Origin of the sequence: Corynebacterium choanae (assembly GCF_003813965.1) — a bacterium.
GTDB classification, from domain to species: Bacteria; Actinomycetota; Actinomycetes; order Mycobacteriales; family Mycobacteriaceae; genus Corynebacterium; species Corynebacterium choanae.
In genome coordinates, this window is sequence record NZ_CP033896.1 from 2,015,837 (window position 1) to 2,032,440 (window position 16,604).

The following is a 16,604-nucleotide window of genomic DNA, read 5'->3' on the forward strand; positions in this document are numbered from 1 at the left end:
GCATCCTGGCAAGGGTGAGTTATGGCTCAAAGGAGGATGCTTCACCCCAAAAAACGGTGTCTACGACTGCCCGTGCCTGTCTGGTGGTGCGCAAATAGTGCTCATAGAAGCCTTGATAATCTGCTGGATCCCAACCGTAAACACCTGCCACCGGCGCGAGTTGTGGACCGGGATGGGGCAGCTGGTCGTGTCGTTTCCCTTTCACCAGAACCAGCGCATTGCGGGCTTTGGTGGCGGTAAGCCAGGCCTGGCGCAAATGTGCTGCTTGTTCTGTGGTGAGAAGTGCATGGTTTGCGAGCTCGTCTAACACTGCCAGCGTCGACGGTTGCCGCAGGGACGGGTAGGCGTCGGCGTGTTGCAGCTGCAATAGTTGCACCGTCCACTCGATGTCGGTGAGGGCGCCACGACCGAGTTTTGTGTGCACGTTTCGGTCAGCGCCTTTGGGTAGCCGTTCGGTATCGACGCGGGCCTTCATCCGCCGCACCTGCTGGACTGTTTTCTTACTCACACCCCCGTGCGGATAGCGGAATTGGTCAATCATCTCCACAAAGGCTTGGCCAAGTTCCGCATCACCGGCAACCGGTGCCGCCCGCAGGAGTGCTTGGAGTTCCCAGGTTTCGCCCCACCGCTCATAGTATGACCGGTAGGACTCGAGTGTGCGAACAATAGCCCCGGAGCGACCTTCCGGGCGAAGACCAAGATCGACGTCCAGTGGTGGATCGCCGGAGGGTTTTGCAAGTCGTCGTCGCATCCGGTCGATGATGCGGGTCGCCCATTTGATGGCTGTGGTTTCGTCGATACCGGGTGATGGTTTACAAACAACCATAACGTCCGCATCGGAACCGTAGCCGAGTTCACCACCGCCAAGGCGACCCATTCCGATGACAGCGATGCGAGCGGGTGCCAAATCGATTGACGCATCAGGGGCGAACTCTTCGCTTACATCTTCAGCTCCGGAATGGGGAGTGGCTAATGCTGCTGACTGATTTGCGTCATCACGGGCATGATGGTCAGCGATCGGATTCGTTTCCGGATGTTGGATGGTTTCGATGGCTTCCTGTTCACTGGTTGCCGCGGGTCGACTATCGGGCAGGGCTGCTTTGATTTCGGCTTGGAGTGCCGCCTCCAGGACTGCATCCCATACGGTGGAAAGCGCATGGCATACGTCTTCCACCTGCATCATGCCAAGCAGATCGGCTGCAGCAATTCGGGCGAGTTCCCGACGGCGCAGCGAACGAGCTGCGGCGATCGCTCTATCGGTGTGACCGTGGCGAAGTGCGGTAGACACCAGCGATGTGGTGACATGGTCTAAGTCGGCGGCAAGCAGTTTCGGTCCGGCTGCCCCATCGCCGAGCAGTTTCACCATGTCGGGTGCTTGCAGAAAAAGATCCGTCACAAAGGGGCTGTTGCCAAGAATTGTCATAAGCCGACGACCGACGATACCTTCGTCGCGGAGCATGCGTAAAAACCATGAATCATCTTTCGCCGCATCGCACAGCCGCCGATAATTCAGGAGGCCTGCATCGGGATCAGCGGTGGCCGAAAGCCACCCCAGCAACGTGGGTAACAGCATTGCTTGGATTTTCGCTGCCCGGCGGGCACCGGTAGCCAAATATTTCAAATGTTCCCATGCCCGGTCCGGGAATTGATAGCCCAATACCGCGAATTGTCGCTGCGCGGCAGCCGGGGTGAGCCGTAACGTGTCCGCATCAAGTGCCACCACAGACTTCAGCAGCGGCCGATAAAACAGTTTGGTGTGCACATCCGCGACACTGCGCCGCGTGCGCGCCCACCATCGCTGCGCCGCAGCAGCATAGGTTTCCTGCGAATTGGGGCTAATACCGCTGGAGCGGGCAAGCCACCGCCACCGCTGTTCGTCGGCGGCTTCCGGCAGAGTATGGGTGCGACGTACTCGCTGCAGCTGTAAACGATGCTCGACCAGGCGCATGGTTTCATAGGCGGCAAGCAGCGTATTCCCGTCATCTCTCCCGATATAGCCGCCGTCGATGAGAGCGGTGATAGCGTCGACCGTGGAGCGCACCCGCAGGGTGTGATCGACTCGCCCATGCACCATCTGCAATAGTTGAATCGCGAACTCAACATCCCGCAGCCCGCCGCGGCCAAGTTTGAGTTCCCGATCTTGTTCAGCGGCCGGAACATGGGCAACCACCCGTGCCCGCATAGCTTGGGTGTCCTCCACAAATGATTCCCGCTGCGATGCCTCCCACACCAGTGGATGTAACGCTGCCAGATAGGCCTGCCCCAAATCCATGTCACCAGTTGCCGGTCGAGCCTTCAGCAACGCCTGAAACTCCCAGGTATCTGCCCATTTTTGGTAATAGGTGAGATGACTGTCCAAGGTACGAACCAGGGCGCCATGTTTTCCCTCCGGCCGCAGGGCAGCATCAATCTCAAAACATGCCCGTGAGCCGACGCGAATCATTTCACCAGCTACCCGAGTGGCTTTCGCATCTGCTGGATCGCTGACAAAAATCACATCCACATCGGAGAGATAGTTCAACTCCCCTGCACCGCACTTGCCCATAGCAATAACAGCTATCCGACAGTTCACTGCTTCGACGTCAGCAAAAACACTGCCAAATCCGACCGCCAAACTGGCAGTAAGAGCTGCGTCAGCTAAATCAGTAAGCGCCCCCGTCACGGTGGTAAACGGCACCGTCGCAACTCCCGGACGACGCACCGAAGCAAGATAGGTACCAGCCAAATCGTGGGCTGCAATACGCAGCAGCAAACTCCGATAGCTGCGCGACAACGCAGCAACAGCAGCCGCACCCGTCGTGTGGGCAAAATAGCTTCCCGCAGCCTGCCCATGCTGCCGCGGCCTGCCCGGCGCGCCCCCCTCAGCCGACTGAACCGTTTCGCCTGTAGCAGGATCCGCTGTTTCGACTGTGGAAGTCTCCAATGCCGGAATTGGTACTGCGGCAACCGCTTGCAGCAGCGTGTCGAACATGGTTGCTCTGTCGGGGATAGGTTCTAGCAGGGTACGCCACAATGTGGGGTTTGCAACCAGATGATCCCCTAGTGCACGGGAACCGCCAAGGAGTGCAAGCAGTACTACTCGAAAGGTTGGATCACGCCGCAAGACGGCGTCGCATTCGGCAAGCTCTGTTGGTGTGGAAGCGAGTTGGTCGTAGAACCGCACCAACGTATTTAATGCTAGATCCGGGTCGCCGACACCGGACAGTGCCCACAGCAGCACGACGGAGTCGGGATTGTTCCAGCCGAGATATTCCAAATCTTGCTGTGCTTGGGGCTGGGTGAGTCCAAGGGCGGCCGGTGTTGGAACACTCCGGCGGGAGGATCGTGCCTGCTGCATGCTGATAGTTTGTCTTCCGATGGAATCAAATATGGGGTTCTCGTACGTGGATTGTGCAACCAAGCGAACTAGTAGTCGAGTGTGGTGCGCAGCTCCCATTGGGTGATTTGGCGCTGATAGTCGTTCCATTCCCGCCATTTGTTGCGGAGGAAGAATTCAAAAACATGTTCGCCGAGGGTGTCGGCGACGAGCTCGGATTTTTCCATAAGCCGCAGCGCATGGTCGAGGGAGGTTGGAAGATCCTGATATCCCAGGGCGAGCCGTTCGCGCCGGGTCAATGCGGAAATATCATCTTCTGCTGGGTCGTCGAGTTCGTAGCCTTGGGCAATACCGCGCAGGCCTGCGGCCATTATGACTGCGTAGGCAAGATAGGGGTTGCAGGCTGAGTCAATATTGCGGATCTCTACTCGGCGAGATGCCACTTTGCCTGGCCGATAGGTGGGGACGCGCACCAGTGCGGAACGATTCGATACCCCCCAGGTGGCAGCGGTGGGTGCTTCGTTGCCGAAGACGATGCGTTTATACGAGTTCACCCACTGGTTGGTGACAGCGGAGATCTCCGGGGCGTGGTGAACGACGCCGGCGATGAATTGGCGGGCGGTAGTTGAGAGGTTGAATTCGTCATCGGGGTCGTGAAACGCGTTGGTTTCCCCTTCGAATAGGGAAATGTGGGTGTGCATCCCGGAGCCGGCGTGGTCTGCGAAGGGTTTCGGCATAAACGTGGCGCGCACATTATTTTGCAGGGCGATCTGTTTGATGACGTAGCGGAACGTCATGATGGTGTCACTCATGGTGAGCACATCGGCATGCCGAAGGTCGATTTCTTGCTGCCCGGGGGCGGTTTCGTGATGGGAGAATTCCACTGGGATACCCATTGATTCCAAAGCGTGGATTGCTTCCGATCGGAAATGGGGTGCTTCGTCGTGGACGGCCTGATCAAAGTAGCCGCCGGTGTCGGTGGCGACAGGTTCGCGACCGTCGGTGTCGAGGCTTTTCACGAGGAAAAACTCGATTTCTGGGTGAATGTTGCAGGTGAATCCTTGTTTCGCGGCGGCTGCTACTTGTTTGCGGAGGACGTGGCGAGGATCTGCGATCGATGGCTGTCCGTCAGGCATGGCGATGTCGCAGAACATGCGTGCCTGATGAAGATTTTGGGAGGTGCGGTCAAATGGCAGCACTTGGAAGGTGGAGGGATCCGGCAGGCAGAGGGTGTCTGCTTCGCTGATGCGGGAAAACCCTTCGATGGCGGAGCCGTCGAAACCTATGCCGTCTTCGAATGCGCCCTCAAGTTCGGCAGGGGCGACTGCCACTGATTTCAGTATTCCGAGAATATCGGTAAACCATAGCCGGATAAAACGTATGTCGCGTTCTTCGACGGTGCGCAGCACATATTCCACTTGCGAATCCATGGTTTCTAACCCTAGTTGACGTTGTCGGCCCGGTGGTTGAGTGAACTACCCCCGTCTCGGGTGGTGACGTGATCGCAGCGGCGTGCATCGCGGGGCATGGCGTGAACGGCTGATTGGCAGGTGCACGGAGGAGGAATACAGTTACAGCTGTGGCACCGCTGGACAGTGTTTTGGGGTGCCAAGTTCACCGGGTGAAGTTTGCTGTCCATCGTTGTCTATTTGTTGTTGTTTTCCATCACACTGTTCGAGGATGTTTGCACTTTGGCTACGTTCCCTTTTCTTTACGATGCACCAGAGCCGTTTGATTCGGGCATGCTTGATGTGGGTGACGGCCAGTCGCTCTACTATGAGCAGGTTGGCAACCCTGCTGGTTTGCCGGCGGTGTTTATCCATGGCGGTCCGGGCGGTGGAATAACTGCCCAGTATCGGGAGTTTTTCGATCCGGCACGCTATCGGGTGGTGTTGTTTGACCAGCGGGGCTGTGGCAATTCAACTCCGAATATTGCCGATCCAGATGTTGATGTGGCGGCGAACTTGGCAGTAAATACCACTTGGCATTTGGTGGCAGATCTCGAACGGCTGCGCACCCATCTGGGGATCGATGAATGGTTGGTGTTTGGTGGTTCGTGGGGGTCGACGCTGGCACTGACGTATGCTGCGGAACATCCTGACCGGGTAAAGGCGCTCGTGTTGCGGGGTATTTTCTTACTTCGCCGCAGCGAGCTGGATTTTTACTATAACGGTGGTGCAGCGCATCTGTTCCCGGAGCAGTGGCAGGAATATCTTGCCCCGATTGATGCTGCGCTGCGCCCAAGTGCTACGGATCAGCATGGCCGCACCCACCTCGACGGTGTGGATCTTATTGGTGTCTATCACGAGTTGCTGCATGACGATGATCGTCAGGTGGTTGCCCGTGCGGCAAGGGCATGGTCAGTGTGGGAGGGCAGCACGTCTCGACTGCATATTCCACAGGATTTAGGCGACCATGGGCAGGAGCGTTTCGACATAGCATTTGCCCGCATCGAGAATCATTACTTTGTCAACGGCGGATTTTTCGAAGATGGGTATCTGCTGAAACCGGAAACAGTTGACCGTATTCGCCATATCCCTGCGGTGATTGTGCAAGGACGCTATGACGTGGTGTGTCCGGCGATTTCCGCGTGGCAGTTGGCCAAACTGTGGCCGGAAGCTACATTGCAGATCACCCCTGATGCTGGACATGCGGCAATGGAGCCGGCAAATGCGAAAGCATTGGTAGAAGCTACCGACCGGTTCGCCACCACGTTGCTGTCTTAGCCGCCGCTTGCTGCTGCCAGCAGCAGGTTTTGGTGTGATTTGCCGAATATGCGGAGAAGAAACTGCTACAACTGGAGGTATGTCTCTTTCCCGCCAGGTTGAAGTTGAAACAAAGTTTGCAGTCGCCGATGATCTGCCTGTGCCTCATCTGGAGTGTTTGCCGGGGGTTGATCATGGTGCTGATCAGCCTCCCCAGCAGCTGTTTGCAACCTATTTTGACACCGATGACTTTGTGTTAACTCGGGCAAAGATCACGCTGCGGCGGCGAGTGGGAGGCACAGATAGTGGTTGGCATGTGAAGCTTCCGGCAGGTGATTCGCGTCTCGAGTTACATGCCCCATTGGGGGATGAACCGGAGAAGGGTCAAGCAGTCGATCCGCCGGCGGTTATTGCCGATGCTCTTGCCGGATTGTTGCGTGGCCGGCAGGTTTTTCCTATTGCGACGGTTGCCAACGAGCGGCATGTCACCGTGCTGTATGCCGAAAACGGCGAATCCATAGCGGAGCTGTGTGATGATCATGTGTTGTCAGAGTCTTTATTGCCTGACGGTGTGACGCAACAGTGGCGTGAGTGGGAATTTGAATTACATCCCGCAGCGGTCAGCGGCAACCACGACGGTACAACCCTGGCTGCGCATGCCGCACAGCTGTTGCTAGCTGCTGGGGCTACTGTTGCCGACTCCCCATCGAAGCTTCGCCAAGCGTTAGGCGACTCCTATACGACTCATGTCGCCCCTGCAGAGCAGGCTGCGGATTCGCACGGTGAGCATGGTTTCGACCTGGGGCAGAGTTTGCGCAATGATTACGCACAGATGCTGCGGTGGGATCCGGCAGTTCGGCAAGATAGCGACGATGCAGTCCATCAGATGCGGGTGGCAACCCGCCGTCTGCGCAGCCAGCTGGGATGTTTTTCGGCTGTGCTTGAAACCGACAAAACGAAGCCGGTAGCGAAACAGCTGCAACAGTTTGCCCGACTGTTGGGTGCTGCCCGGGACGCAGAGGTTGTGGCGGCGCTTCTTGAAGATGCGTTTGCTCATTCGGATTCGGTAGCGATCGATGCGGAGCTCACCAAATTTGTTAGCGACTATCTTGCGCAACGTTACCGTGACGCGCATTACCGTATTGTGGATTTTTTGCGCAGCGACCACTATTTCACGTTGCTTGACGATGTCCACGATCTGGTAGCTGCCCCACCGTTTATTGCCGAGTTTGCAGATTGTCAGGATCGCCAGCACGACGCCTTGCAGCGGGAACTGCTCTCCCAGCTCACTGCAAGTTTCGCCACTGTGCGTCGGACTGCTGCACTGGAGCAAAATCTTCGCGCGGCGCTGCCCGCCGATCATGACAGCTGGGAGGAGGCCGTGCACGAGCTTCGTAAAGCGGTGAAGAAGTTCCGATATGCGGTGGCTGCTGCCCCTTCTGTCGGTACGAAAACGCAGAAACTGCTGGGATCGTTAAAAGCATTGCAAGACATGCTGGGGGACTTCCAGGATTCCGTCACTGTTCGGGCGTTATTGGCGGACGCGGCCGCCGAGGCGCACGAATGTTTGCACAACACCTTTACGTTGGGGGTGTTGTCGGAACAGATTCGCAGCAATGGTGAGTCGGCACTGTCTGGCTTAGACGATGCGTTGCACGCCACCGACAAAGCGTTTAACAAAGTTGCCCGGAAACTTCAGCGCAAGCTGGCGGAAACCCCCGCGAAGCAGGTGAAAGCAACCAAAAAACGCTCGAAAGCTGGCAAGGACACGCAACCCCAAGACAAGAAAAAACGACGTAAGAAAAAGAAGAAGCACAACTAAGGCAAAGCGAAACAGGGTAACGCTTCCGCATAGTGTGGGGCTGCAGGCGGCTCTGGTGGGCAGGGACATGCAGCAGTAACTATTGCAACGTGGTAAGGCAGCGTCGTCGTGCAGGGTACTAACCTGTGCGGCGGCGTTTTGCTGTGAGCTGCGGCAGCACTGTGGTTCGGAAGACTTGGGTGGGATGCCGGTATTACCCCCACGAACCGGCGATCGGGGGTATTTTTTCATTGCATGCCAGTTCACGACAGGGCTATGAACTGGGACTTTACAGATAGTGATGTAAACCACATTCACCAGACTTGCCAGCGGACACAAAACGCAACACTACGCCAAAAATCGCCACATAGGACCTGTCGCACTGAACCTTCGCCCACGGGCGGCCACTCACACGGGGGTATCACTTTCGACGGGAAAACTATTCATGTCGACAACCACCCCCTCCAAGGGCTGTCACAACAGTCACATAAGCCACGACAACCAGTGCGTTTTCTAAATTTTCCCGACACCAATAGTGGTGACCATCCCACCCCAAACCGCCCGCCGGACTCCCAATACAACCAGCCAACTCCCACTATTCACACATTCTAAAGTTGCCAAATGTCCACCTCGGGGGTGGTGAAACGTTATTTTTGCCCCCACAACTAGTTTTCCCCCACGTTTTCGCAGGCAGTTCCCCAAATTTCGCCCCATATTTACTACCGCTAGCAAAACTAATAACTCACAAAGGTTCACACAACAACAATCCGACCCCTGCGACTGGGGCAAAGAAACATCGAACTACCTGCACCTTTGTCTATATTCATCAAAATTACCCCCGCCGGCTTTCCAAAGATGGATATTTCACGTTATTGAGATAGTGTTGTAGGCAAAGGCAAACATCATTCGCCTTGATTGCTACCGGCGGCGCTCCAGTTAACGCCCAGGACTCCCAACCTGAGCGGAGCGTTCACAACCGGCAGCGATACCTTTGCAAACTTCATACCTTCCAATGTTTTTCTTCCAGATTGATTTGATTGCAAACAGCTCTCGTGCTCCCACTGGTCAGCGGTAACACAAGCAACGGTCTTTAAGGCTCCCACTTTTTAAAAAACCGTTGCTGCTCCCAATGTGGTACCAATCCCAAGCTGCCAAACGAGACGACCGGTTATCGATCTTTCATCAGACCTAAACAAGTCATACAACACTGGACGAACGAGAGTGTTTATTGCATTGAGGCTGCGACGGTACCTCCCAATACCGTCACCGCAGGTAATAGAAACACTCTAGTTCTGTTCACGCACCTTGAGGTATGACGGTGGTGTTATGCATCACCAAAGAGATGGCCACCAACGATGTTGCGCTTCCCAGGCGTAACAACGTTGGTGGCCATTGGTCATTGTTGCCCATCGCAACGACGGTGCATACTCCCCCGGAACGCGCAACGCGCCATCTGCAAGAGTCAACCACTCACAGACGGCGCGTACGCGGCACCAGATGGACGCCTGCTAGCTATCCCAGCTTTCATCCTGCTCGTCGTAGGCGTCAGCTTGCTCATTGCGTTCATGTGCGATCTGAAGGGCATGTTCTGCTTCTTCGCGGGTGTCATAAGGTCCCATCCGATCGGTCCAGCCGATCTGCTTGCCCTGCACCACTTCTTTGGTCTCCAGGTTGTAGTACCACTTGTCGTCAGCGTTGCTCATGTTTTCCTTCACCGGTTGGCTGTCTGGTTAGCATGTGCTGGCTGCAAGGGGGTGCATCACCGTCAATCGGTCACGCTGCCGGGTTGCAGCACAGCACAACTGTTATCCAGCATAGTAGCCCGCTTCCGGCTACGGGTTTTTCACGTGCAACATCACCACTCGTTGCGGCAACCGGCCAATAATGCACAACATTCCCTATGATGTCTTGTGTGACTTCTGCCTTCGACACGTCGATTGTCAATATCTCCGAAACCCACCAGCAACGCGTCGGCTGTGAGCCTGATGCGGTAGCTATTGCCCCGGAAACAGTGGGGATTATTGGTGACCAGTCAGATCTGCTGGGCGGCACCGTGGTCGCTGCCTTAGGCCAACGGCATGTCACTGTTGCGGTCAGTCGCCGACACGACGACGAGGTACGGGTCACCTCCTCGAAGCCGTTTTTTCAAGCAGCAACAACTTCCACCTCCCGGATGCCCGCAGATCTACTCAGCGTCACGCCTTCCCTAAAAGCCCCACAGCGGGCTGGGGGAATCCTGCCGTGGAATGGTGCCGCGCCAGAGACCACTGTCGCAGAAACGGTAACCCTGGCGGATTTTGTCGTCGGTCTCGTGACGAACTTGATCTACAAACAGCATTTGCCCCGCGATGTACACGGCTTTGATGTCACCATCATCTCTGAGATTCCCGCCGGCAGCGGCTTAGGCGAACACGAGGCGTTAGTGTGTGCCTTGCTGCTGGCAATGCAAGAGTTGTATAACGGCGAACCTGATGTCACGACCCGAACCAAACTCATCGACGTGGCAATGCTCACGCCACTGACGGTGGTACAAATCCCGTTGCAACGGTATCGAATCGCCACCATTTTGCGTGGATTCGCGGCACGGGCATGCCTGGTACAGCAGGCTGTGGAAGCTGTTGAACCACTCCCCGATCCGATGATGGAAGAATGGGAGATGTTAGTGATCAACGGCTCACTGGCTGCCCGCGATCGCACCGTGTCCCGCAAGGAATATCAACGCCGGGCAGATTTTTTCCAAGCCGCACAACAGGCGTTTCTCCTGTCGTCACTCCTGCAACTGCCCGATGCGAATGAGCGCATCATTGACTGGTTGGCCGCTGTTCGGGAGGTGCGTGGCACCGCCGGCACACCACTGGAAACCGAAGCGAGCCAATGGCTACAGCTCGCACTCAGCGAAGCGTCACGCGCCACAGAATTTGCAGCACTCACCCGTTCCCGCGGGGAGAGCCAAGCACTTGCCTTACTCCAACAATCCCAGCAAGGAATAGCCAATCAGTGGGCGCTCACCGGACAAGCCCCGTTGGTTGACGAACTATTGTCCTGTGGAGTGTCTGCTGTACGTCCAGCGGCGTGGGGATTAGTTGATGCGCAAGTGGTGTGGGTCTTGCGGGAACGCCTCCCTGAAGTAGTTGATCAACTTGCCGCCTATGGCGACGTACATGTGGTCGCACCGGGGGCACCAGGTGAGGGTCGTCAGCTGCGGCAACGAAACTAGACCAACTCGTATTCGGTCGGCTCAACACCGGTGGTTGATCCTTCTAGTGTGCACCGCACCCGGCCAGAGCATCGTCGCTTCCCCAGTGAGGAAGTATTGATCGCGCGAATGAGCCAGTCTATAAGCCGGATTCTGTCCGATGACGCCGCCAGGCGGCACCATCGTGGCGAACATCCATCTGGATGCCCCGTTGCCGGGGCATCTCAAGCAGTGAACCCGCCCCAGTGGCAGCTTCACGCTGCCACGAAGCCAACATTCGTGAACCCTCCCCCAGGCATAGCCTGGGCAGAACAGTCACTGCTGGGGCGCAGCCACCCGACCTTCGAAAAGAACCAGGCGACCTCTTCCATTGCTCCCGGTGGGGTTTACCAAGCTACAGCAGTCACCTACCGCACTGGTGCGCTCTTACCGCACCCTTTCACCCTTACCAAGTTTCCTTGGCGGTCTACTTTCTGTTGCACTAGCCCGCAGGTCACCCTGGATTGCCGTTAACAATCACCGTTGTTGGCAGGAGTCCGGACTTTCCTCGACTCCCGGTCACTCCGTGGCCCAGCATCCAACACCAGGTTGCCCCAATGCCCAGCAGAAACACACGGCGATACCGGCCTAGTCGCGTTCGCCCAACCGACTCATTCGCTAAGCGACCATCATACTGTGCAACAGCGCACGAGGGCGAACCTCGCAGACCAAGCATCCAAATACAGCAACCCTAACCCATCTGCAATCAACGCAAATGGGCTGTGTCATTGACCACCAGCACCGAGGCAGGACCATCAGCATACAACTGCACGACACTCACCGAAGCAGGATCAATTAACAAGGCTGTGCCAGCCGTTAAGGGCATCGATAATGCCCGCCGCACAATAGCTTTCAGCGGTCCTACATGACTGACCAACACAAAGGTGGAACCAGGTTCCGCTTGCGCCAACGAATCGATAAACGCATCCACCCGCTCCTGCACGTCAGCTACCGATTCCCCAGCGGGACAAGGCGCCGTCGGATCCTGCATCATCGCATTGTGTGCCACCGCATCCAGCTGCTGTGCTTCGGCAAACGTTTTCCCGTCGAATGATCCGAAATCCATCTCCGCGAGCGCCGCAGTAGTGCTGAGCTTCGCGACACCTAAAGCCTGCGCCACCACCTGTGCGGTGTGTTGTGCACGGCGCAGCGGGGAGGACCAAATCTGATCAATCGAAGTCCACCGCCACCCAGTTGCAGTATCGGCAAGGAGCCGGGCGGCCACGAGATGAGCTTGCATCACACCACGCTCTGTGAGATCAGGGTCACTTCCCCCACCGGAATAGCGCCCCTGTTGCGTGTGCACCGTTTCACCGTGGCGGCACAACAGCAGCGTAACAGGCTGCATCACCGGCGCATGGCCGGTATCTGTACTGCTCTCAGTCGCATCCGCGGTGTCCCCAAGTGGCGCCATCACCTCCTGTGGAGCAGGTTCGCTTACTGCACTGTTGCCATCACCATTGTCTGCCTTGGCAGCATCCGCCTGTGCTGCTGCAGCAGTGTTTTGCCCCCGAGCTGGCTGTGCTGTCTTAGTAAAGTCATCAAACAAACTCAGTTCATCCGAATCTGGTCTGGCAGCACCGTTTTTCTTCGTATCCTCAGCAGCAGGTCGGGCAGATCCTTGATGGGATGCAGCCTTCTTGGAGACGCGTCGCGTGTGACTCGCCCCTGCGGTGGGAACCGGAACCTGATCGATCAACAGCTGCACATAATGCTGCCCGCCGGGAGCTTGTTCATCATCATCTAACATCACAAACCCGCCGGTTCGTGCAGCAGCCCGGGATTGATCCATGGCAATGTTGGCCAGTCTGTCAGCTGTAGCGTTTTCGTTGCGTGGAATCCACCGAAAAGTTGCCTTTGCAAAATGCTTCACGAGTTGCTGTGCCAAAGCGTGATATTGCTGCATGGTAGGGTTTTTCACCTTCCACCGGCCAGACATTTGCTCCACCACAAGTTTCGAATCCAGGAAACATGCCACCTCGGTGGCTTGCATATGCGCTGCAGCAGTCAGCGCATTAATCAATCCCTGATATTCGGCGACATTATTGGTCGCTTTGCCCACATATTGGGCAATGGCCACCAGCGTATCCCCAGCACTGGTGGAAAGTACTGATCCTGCCCCGGCAGGCCCGGGATTGCCCCGGGAACCACCGTCAGCATGAATAATAACTTTCATCGTTACTCCATCTGCCGCCACAATTCCCTAGTCCCGCACCAGGAAGGTGCCGCACTGTGGACAGCGTGCAACCTCGTCGGCTGGCACCTGCTTGATAGCGGAAATCTCCGCGGGGGAAAGCAGCATGTGGCAGCCAAAACAGGTGCGCGTGGTAAACGCTACCGCGCATACACCGGTCACTTTTTGCTGCGCTCGCAACTCGTCGGCATCCTGTGCAGGCAGGGTGTCAAGCAAGCCTTCCAGATGTGCTTCAGCTTCTTGCCGTTTACTGTCAAGCTGCTGTTTTTCTTCCTTCCACCGTGTTTTTGCAGCCGCAATTTTCGCCGCCAGCTCTGCTTTTTCAGCAGCAGATCCGCCTTGCTGTTGTTGAGCCTCCAAGGCTGCCTGCGCAGTCTGCAGCTTGTCTTGATGCTCTGCAATAAGACGTTTCGTGGATTGTAGATCGTGATGGGCATCTTTACGGACACGCTCATCAGTGCTGGACTGCAGCGTGCGTTCATTGGCTTGCAGGCGACGCCGCAAATTCATGAGATCGGTTTCAAGCCGTGCGACTTGGGAGGCGGAAAACTCTGCGTCAAGACTGCCACCGGCGGCAGCTTCACTGCGGGCGGCCCGTTCGGCGATCAGCTTGTTGAGTTCCTGCTTTGCAGGGCTTGACTCGGGGTCTGTCAACCGAGCAATCGCAGTGTAGGCGCTGGCAATCTCGATGAGAAGACGCTGTTGATGGCGGGGAAGCTGCACGGGTTATGCACGATCCTTTCGAAAATGGTGAATAGTTGCCGACTGTGCATTGAAAACTTCGAGTCTGCACCGGTTGCCCGCAATACACAATCGGTGTTCCACAGAAACAGTCAGCTGATGGTAGTGTACCCGGCCAAAGCAACCAGAATACGCCGCACCAGTGGCGGGATTTACTGAGCTTGCTGGGCATCCTGTGAATGTGCACTGATCGTCCACGGATCAGTGCGGACATCCAACACGGTGGTCTGCACCTTAGCGTTTTCTTCGAGAAGTTTCGCAGCCGAGGCCAACCATGGTGATTCACTTGCCCAATGGGCTGTGTCAATAATGGCCGGACCCCCGGCGCGCAAATATTCATCGACTGGATGATGCCGCAGGTCACTGGTGACAAAAGCGTCTACCCCGCTGCGCGCAACCTGGTCGAGAAAACTATCGCCAGCCCCTGAGGCAACAGCCACAGTGTGTACCATCTTCGCAGGGTCGCCCGCAGCACGCACCCCCCAGACGGTAGTCGGCAGCCGGTCGGCAACCTGCTGCACAAACTCAGCAAACGTCATCGGTTCCGGCAAGCTACAAATCCGACCAATACCGGTTTGTTCTTCTGGCGGGGTGGTGTTGTTCAAGGTGACACACTCATGTGCCACTACCTCATACGGGTGGGCTTTGACCATTGCCGCATAGATTTCGTGCCGGGCATGCCGGGGAGCAATCATCGTGATGCGCTGTTCTGCCACGGTTTCGGCAACATTGGCTTGGCCAATAGTTGGATTTGCTGCCTCGGTTGGGGTGAATTGTCCTTCCCCGACCACGCTAAAAGCACAGTCAGTGTAGGTACCAATGCTGCCTGCCCCGGCAGCGAACATGGCCTGCTTGACTGCTTCAGCAGCATCGAGCGGCACCATCACTGTCCACCGATCAATGTGGGGCTCTCCCACTGTTGACAGGGAGGCTCCCGGGATCAACCCGAGTGTTTCTGCTAACACATCGTTTACACCACCCCGGGCACTATCGGCATTGGTATGCGCCGCAAACAGGGCAATGTTTTCCTGGATCAGGCGGTGGATCACCCGCCCTTTCGGGGTGTCTGCGGCAACACTTGTCACAGATTTCAGCAATAACGGATGGTGCGTGATGATCATTTGGGCACCGGCATCGATTGCCGCCTGTACCACCGCATCGGTGCAGTCCAGGGCAAACACCACATGTCGAACTTCCGCCGCAGGATCACCGCAGATCAAGCCAACTTTATCCCAGGATTCTGCTAAGTGGGGCGGATATGCGGTATCCATGATGGTTCGAATGTCGCCGACAGTAGTCATTGCTGCTCGCCTCCAAATATCGGTGATACACAGTGTGCATGGTTATCCCTGCAATATATTGCAGTGTAGGCATCGGCGAGAAGCTGTGGGGTTTGCAGCACGCTGTAGCGGTCGGATGGGTGCAATCGACTTCAGTAGTTTTCCCGGATGCCGCATGCATGGCTACAGACAACAGCGGTGTACTGCTTGGATCAAGGTGGCGACCTGTGCTGCGGGGCGCACCGCAAGGCGCCAACTGGGGCGGTTTACGCCAAAGAATGAATCGCAGGTTCGCACCGCAATACGAGCTTCGGCGGCGAGTTGTTGAGCCAGCCCCGCAGGATCGTTCGTCGGCGGAACCATCCACAGATATGGGGCAACACTGTGGGGTGAGAGATCTTCGAAGCCAGCAGCAACGAGCTTGGCTCGCATATCTTCCCGCGCCGATGCCAGGTTATGCCAGGGGTTATGCTCGCCGGTGGTGTGCATATGTTCAGCAATTGCGTGTGCTGCAGCGATCTGGAAGGTGCCCAGTGACCAGTGGGGACGGCGACTGGTCAGCGCTTCCAATATTTGCGGGGCAGCCACCATGGCCCCTAAACGTAGTCCAGCAATCCCGTAGCCTTTGGTAAATGATCGCAGCACGATCAAACCGTCGATGGAAGTGACATCGCCGAGGAGGGTTTCCGTGTCGTCGCACGCATCTTGGAAGGCTTCGTCGACGACGCAATAGTGAGCGCTGTGCGCCAGTTGTTGCAAGGTGTCCCGGCGGTGCAGCACCCCGGTGGGATTTGTTGGGTTACCAACAACCACCATGGTGTGGTGATCCACCACTGTGGCCAACGGTTGCGGTTGTGCAGGCTTCAAAGCTGGCTGGTCTGAAAGGGGAATCACTGGCTCGTCAAGAGTGTGCCTGCCAGTGGTGGCCACCCGCGTGGTGGGAATACCGAAACTAGCGAATACCACATCAGGCTCGGTAAAAGTGGGATGGATTGTCACTGCCCGGGTTGGGGCAAGGTTACCCAGCAGGTGAAAACCTTCTGCAGCACCACTGACCAGCAGCACATGATCAGCTGGCAGATTCCAGCAGGCAGCAAGCTGGGCTGTTGCCTCTTGTAGCGCCGCAGCACTGGGGTAGGCAGCCAGCGAACCAACCTGTGCTTGCAACGCCTGCTGCAGCCACGGCGGGGTTATGGGTTGCACATTGACAGCAAAATCAAGCTTGGCGCCGGCGGCCATCGTGTCGCCGTGGATGCGGGCACGCTGAATATCCATAGCAGCAAAGTCTACGCATGGACTGCTGTCTCGTTGCGCCGATGCGGCAAGCCAGTG

Annotated in this window: 10 protein-coding genes and 1 other RNA gene; 3 read left to right on the plus strand and 8 right to left on the minus strand. The window is 56.8% G+C overall.

Features of this window, described 5'->3' with window-relative positions:
• Nucleotides 1–19 precede the first annotated feature (19 nt).
• A complete protein-coding gene (locus CCHOA_RS07270) occupies nucleotides 20–3,475 on the minus strand; it encodes a bifunctional [glutamine synthetase] adenylyltransferase/[glutamine synthetase]-adenylyl-L-tyrosine phosphorylase (protein ID WP_123928852.1) in 3,456 nt (1,151 codons plus the stop codon).
• The gene (locus tag CCHOA_RS07275; RefSeq protein ID WP_123928856.1) at nucleotides 3,406–4,746 is read right to left on the minus strand and encodes a glutamine synthetase family protein; all 1,341 of its coding nucleotides are present in this window, start codon (nucleotides 4,744–4,746) and stop codon (nucleotides 3,406–3,408) included. The genes CCHOA_RS07270 and CCHOA_RS07275 overlap by 70 nt, the downstream gene beginning before the upstream one ends.
• 261 nt (nucleotides 4,747–5,007) lie before the next feature.
• Here CCHOA_RS07275 and pip point away from each other — a divergent pair, with 261 nt between their 5' ends.
• Together pip and CCHOA_RS07285 are read left to right on the plus strand one after the other, a co-directional pair.
• Entirely contained in the window at nucleotides 5,008–6,042 is a 1,035-nt protein-coding gene (gene pip, locus CCHOA_RS07280; protein ID WP_281273262.1) for a prolyl aminopeptidase, read from the plus strand.
• 79 nt (nucleotides 6,043–6,121) lie between these two features.
• A complete protein-coding gene (locus CCHOA_RS07285; protein ID WP_123928859.1) occupies nucleotides 6,122–7,843 on the plus strand; it encodes a CYTH and CHAD domain-containing protein in 1,722 nt (573 codons plus the stop codon).
• Between the two features lie 1,487 nt (nucleotides 7,844–9,330).
• Here the strand turns inward: CCHOA_RS07285 and CCHOA_RS07290 are convergent.
• Nucleotides 9,331–9,525, minus strand: coding sequence for a hypothetical protein (locus CCHOA_RS07290; RefSeq protein WP_123928862.1), 195 nt, complete (start codon nucleotides 9,523–9,525; stop codon nucleotides 9,331–9,333).
• Between the two features lie 209 nt (nucleotides 9,526–9,734).
• Here CCHOA_RS07290 and CCHOA_RS07295 point away from each other — a divergent pair, with 209 nt between their 5' ends.
• The gene (locus tag CCHOA_RS07295; RefSeq protein ID WP_206425778.1) at nucleotides 9,735–11,039 is read left to right on the plus strand and encodes a GHMP family kinase ATP-binding protein; all 1,305 of its coding nucleotides are present in this window, start codon (nucleotides 9,735–9,737) and stop codon (nucleotides 11,037–11,039) included.
• A 105-nt stretch (nucleotides 11,040–11,144) separates the two neighbouring features.
• Here CCHOA_RS07295 and rnpB read toward each other — a convergent pair.
• The 5 genes from rnpB to CCHOA_RS07320 all read right to left on the minus strand — a co-directional run bounded on the left by rnpB (nucleotide 11,145) and on the right by CCHOA_RS07320 (nucleotide 16,547).
• An RNA gene (rnpB, locus tag CCHOA_RS07300) (RNase P RNA component class A) lies at nucleotides 11,145–11,671 on the minus strand.
• Between the two features lie 92 nt (nucleotides 11,672–11,763).
• Nucleotides 11,764–13,233 carry a bifunctional RNase H/acid phosphatase gene (locus CCHOA_RS07305; protein ID WP_123928867.1) on the minus strand — a complete coding sequence of 490 codons (1,470 nt, stop codon included), beginning with the start codon at nucleotides 13,231–13,233 and terminating at the stop codon, nucleotides 11,764–11,766.
• A gap of 27 nt (nucleotides 13,234–13,260) precedes the next feature.
• Entirely contained in the window at nucleotides 13,261–13,974 is a 714-nt protein-coding gene (locus tag CCHOA_RS07310) for a C4-type zinc ribbon domain-containing protein (protein ID WP_123928870.1), read from the minus strand.
• A gap of 170 nt (nucleotides 13,975–14,144) precedes the next feature.
• On the minus strand, nucleotides 14,145–15,293 hold the full coding sequence (locus CCHOA_RS07315; protein WP_123928873.1) for a Nif3-like dinuclear metal center hexameric protein: 1,149 nt from the start codon (nucleotides 15,291–15,293) through the stop codon (nucleotides 14,145–14,147).
• 162 nt (nucleotides 15,294–15,455) lie between these two features.
• Nucleotides 15,456–16,547, minus strand: a complete 1,092-nt coding sequence (locus CCHOA_RS07320) for an aminotransferase class I/II-fold pyridoxal phosphate-dependent enzyme (RefSeq protein ID WP_123928876.1) — start codon at nucleotides 16,545–16,547, stop codon at nucleotides 15,456–15,458.
• Nucleotides 16,548–16,604: the final 57 nt, after the last annotated feature.

Bases quoted from the DNA above. Each gene is read 5' to 3' on its own strand.
- CCHOA_RS07270 (WP_123928852.1), bottom strand. From the start codon at position 3,475: ATGGCGGGAATGGAACGACTATCAGCGCCAAATCACCCAATGGGAGCT.
- CCHOA_RS07275 (WP_123928856.1), bottom strand. From the start codon at position 4,746: ATGGATTCGCAAGTGGAATATGTGCTGCGCACCGTCGAAGAACGCGAC.
- CCHOA_RS07285 (WP_123928859.1), top strand. From the start codon at position 6,122: ATGTCTCTTTCCCGCCAGGTTGAAGTTGAAACAAAGTTTGCAGTCGCC.
- CCHOA_RS07290 (WP_123928862.1), bottom strand. From the start codon at position 9,525: ATGAGCAACGCTGACGACAAGTGGTACTACAACCTGGAGACCAAAGAA.
- CCHOA_RS07305 (WP_123928867.1), bottom strand. From the start codon at position 13,233: ATGAAAGTTATTATTCATGCTGACGGTGGTTCCCGGGGCAATCCCGGG.
- CCHOA_RS07315 (WP_123928873.1), bottom strand. From the start codon at position 15,293: ATGACTACTGTCGGCGACATTCGAACCATCATGGATACCGCATATCCG.
- CCHOA_RS07320 (WP_123928876.1), bottom strand. From the start codon at position 16,547: ATGGATATTCAGCGTGCCCGCATCCACGGCGACACGATGGCCGCCGGC.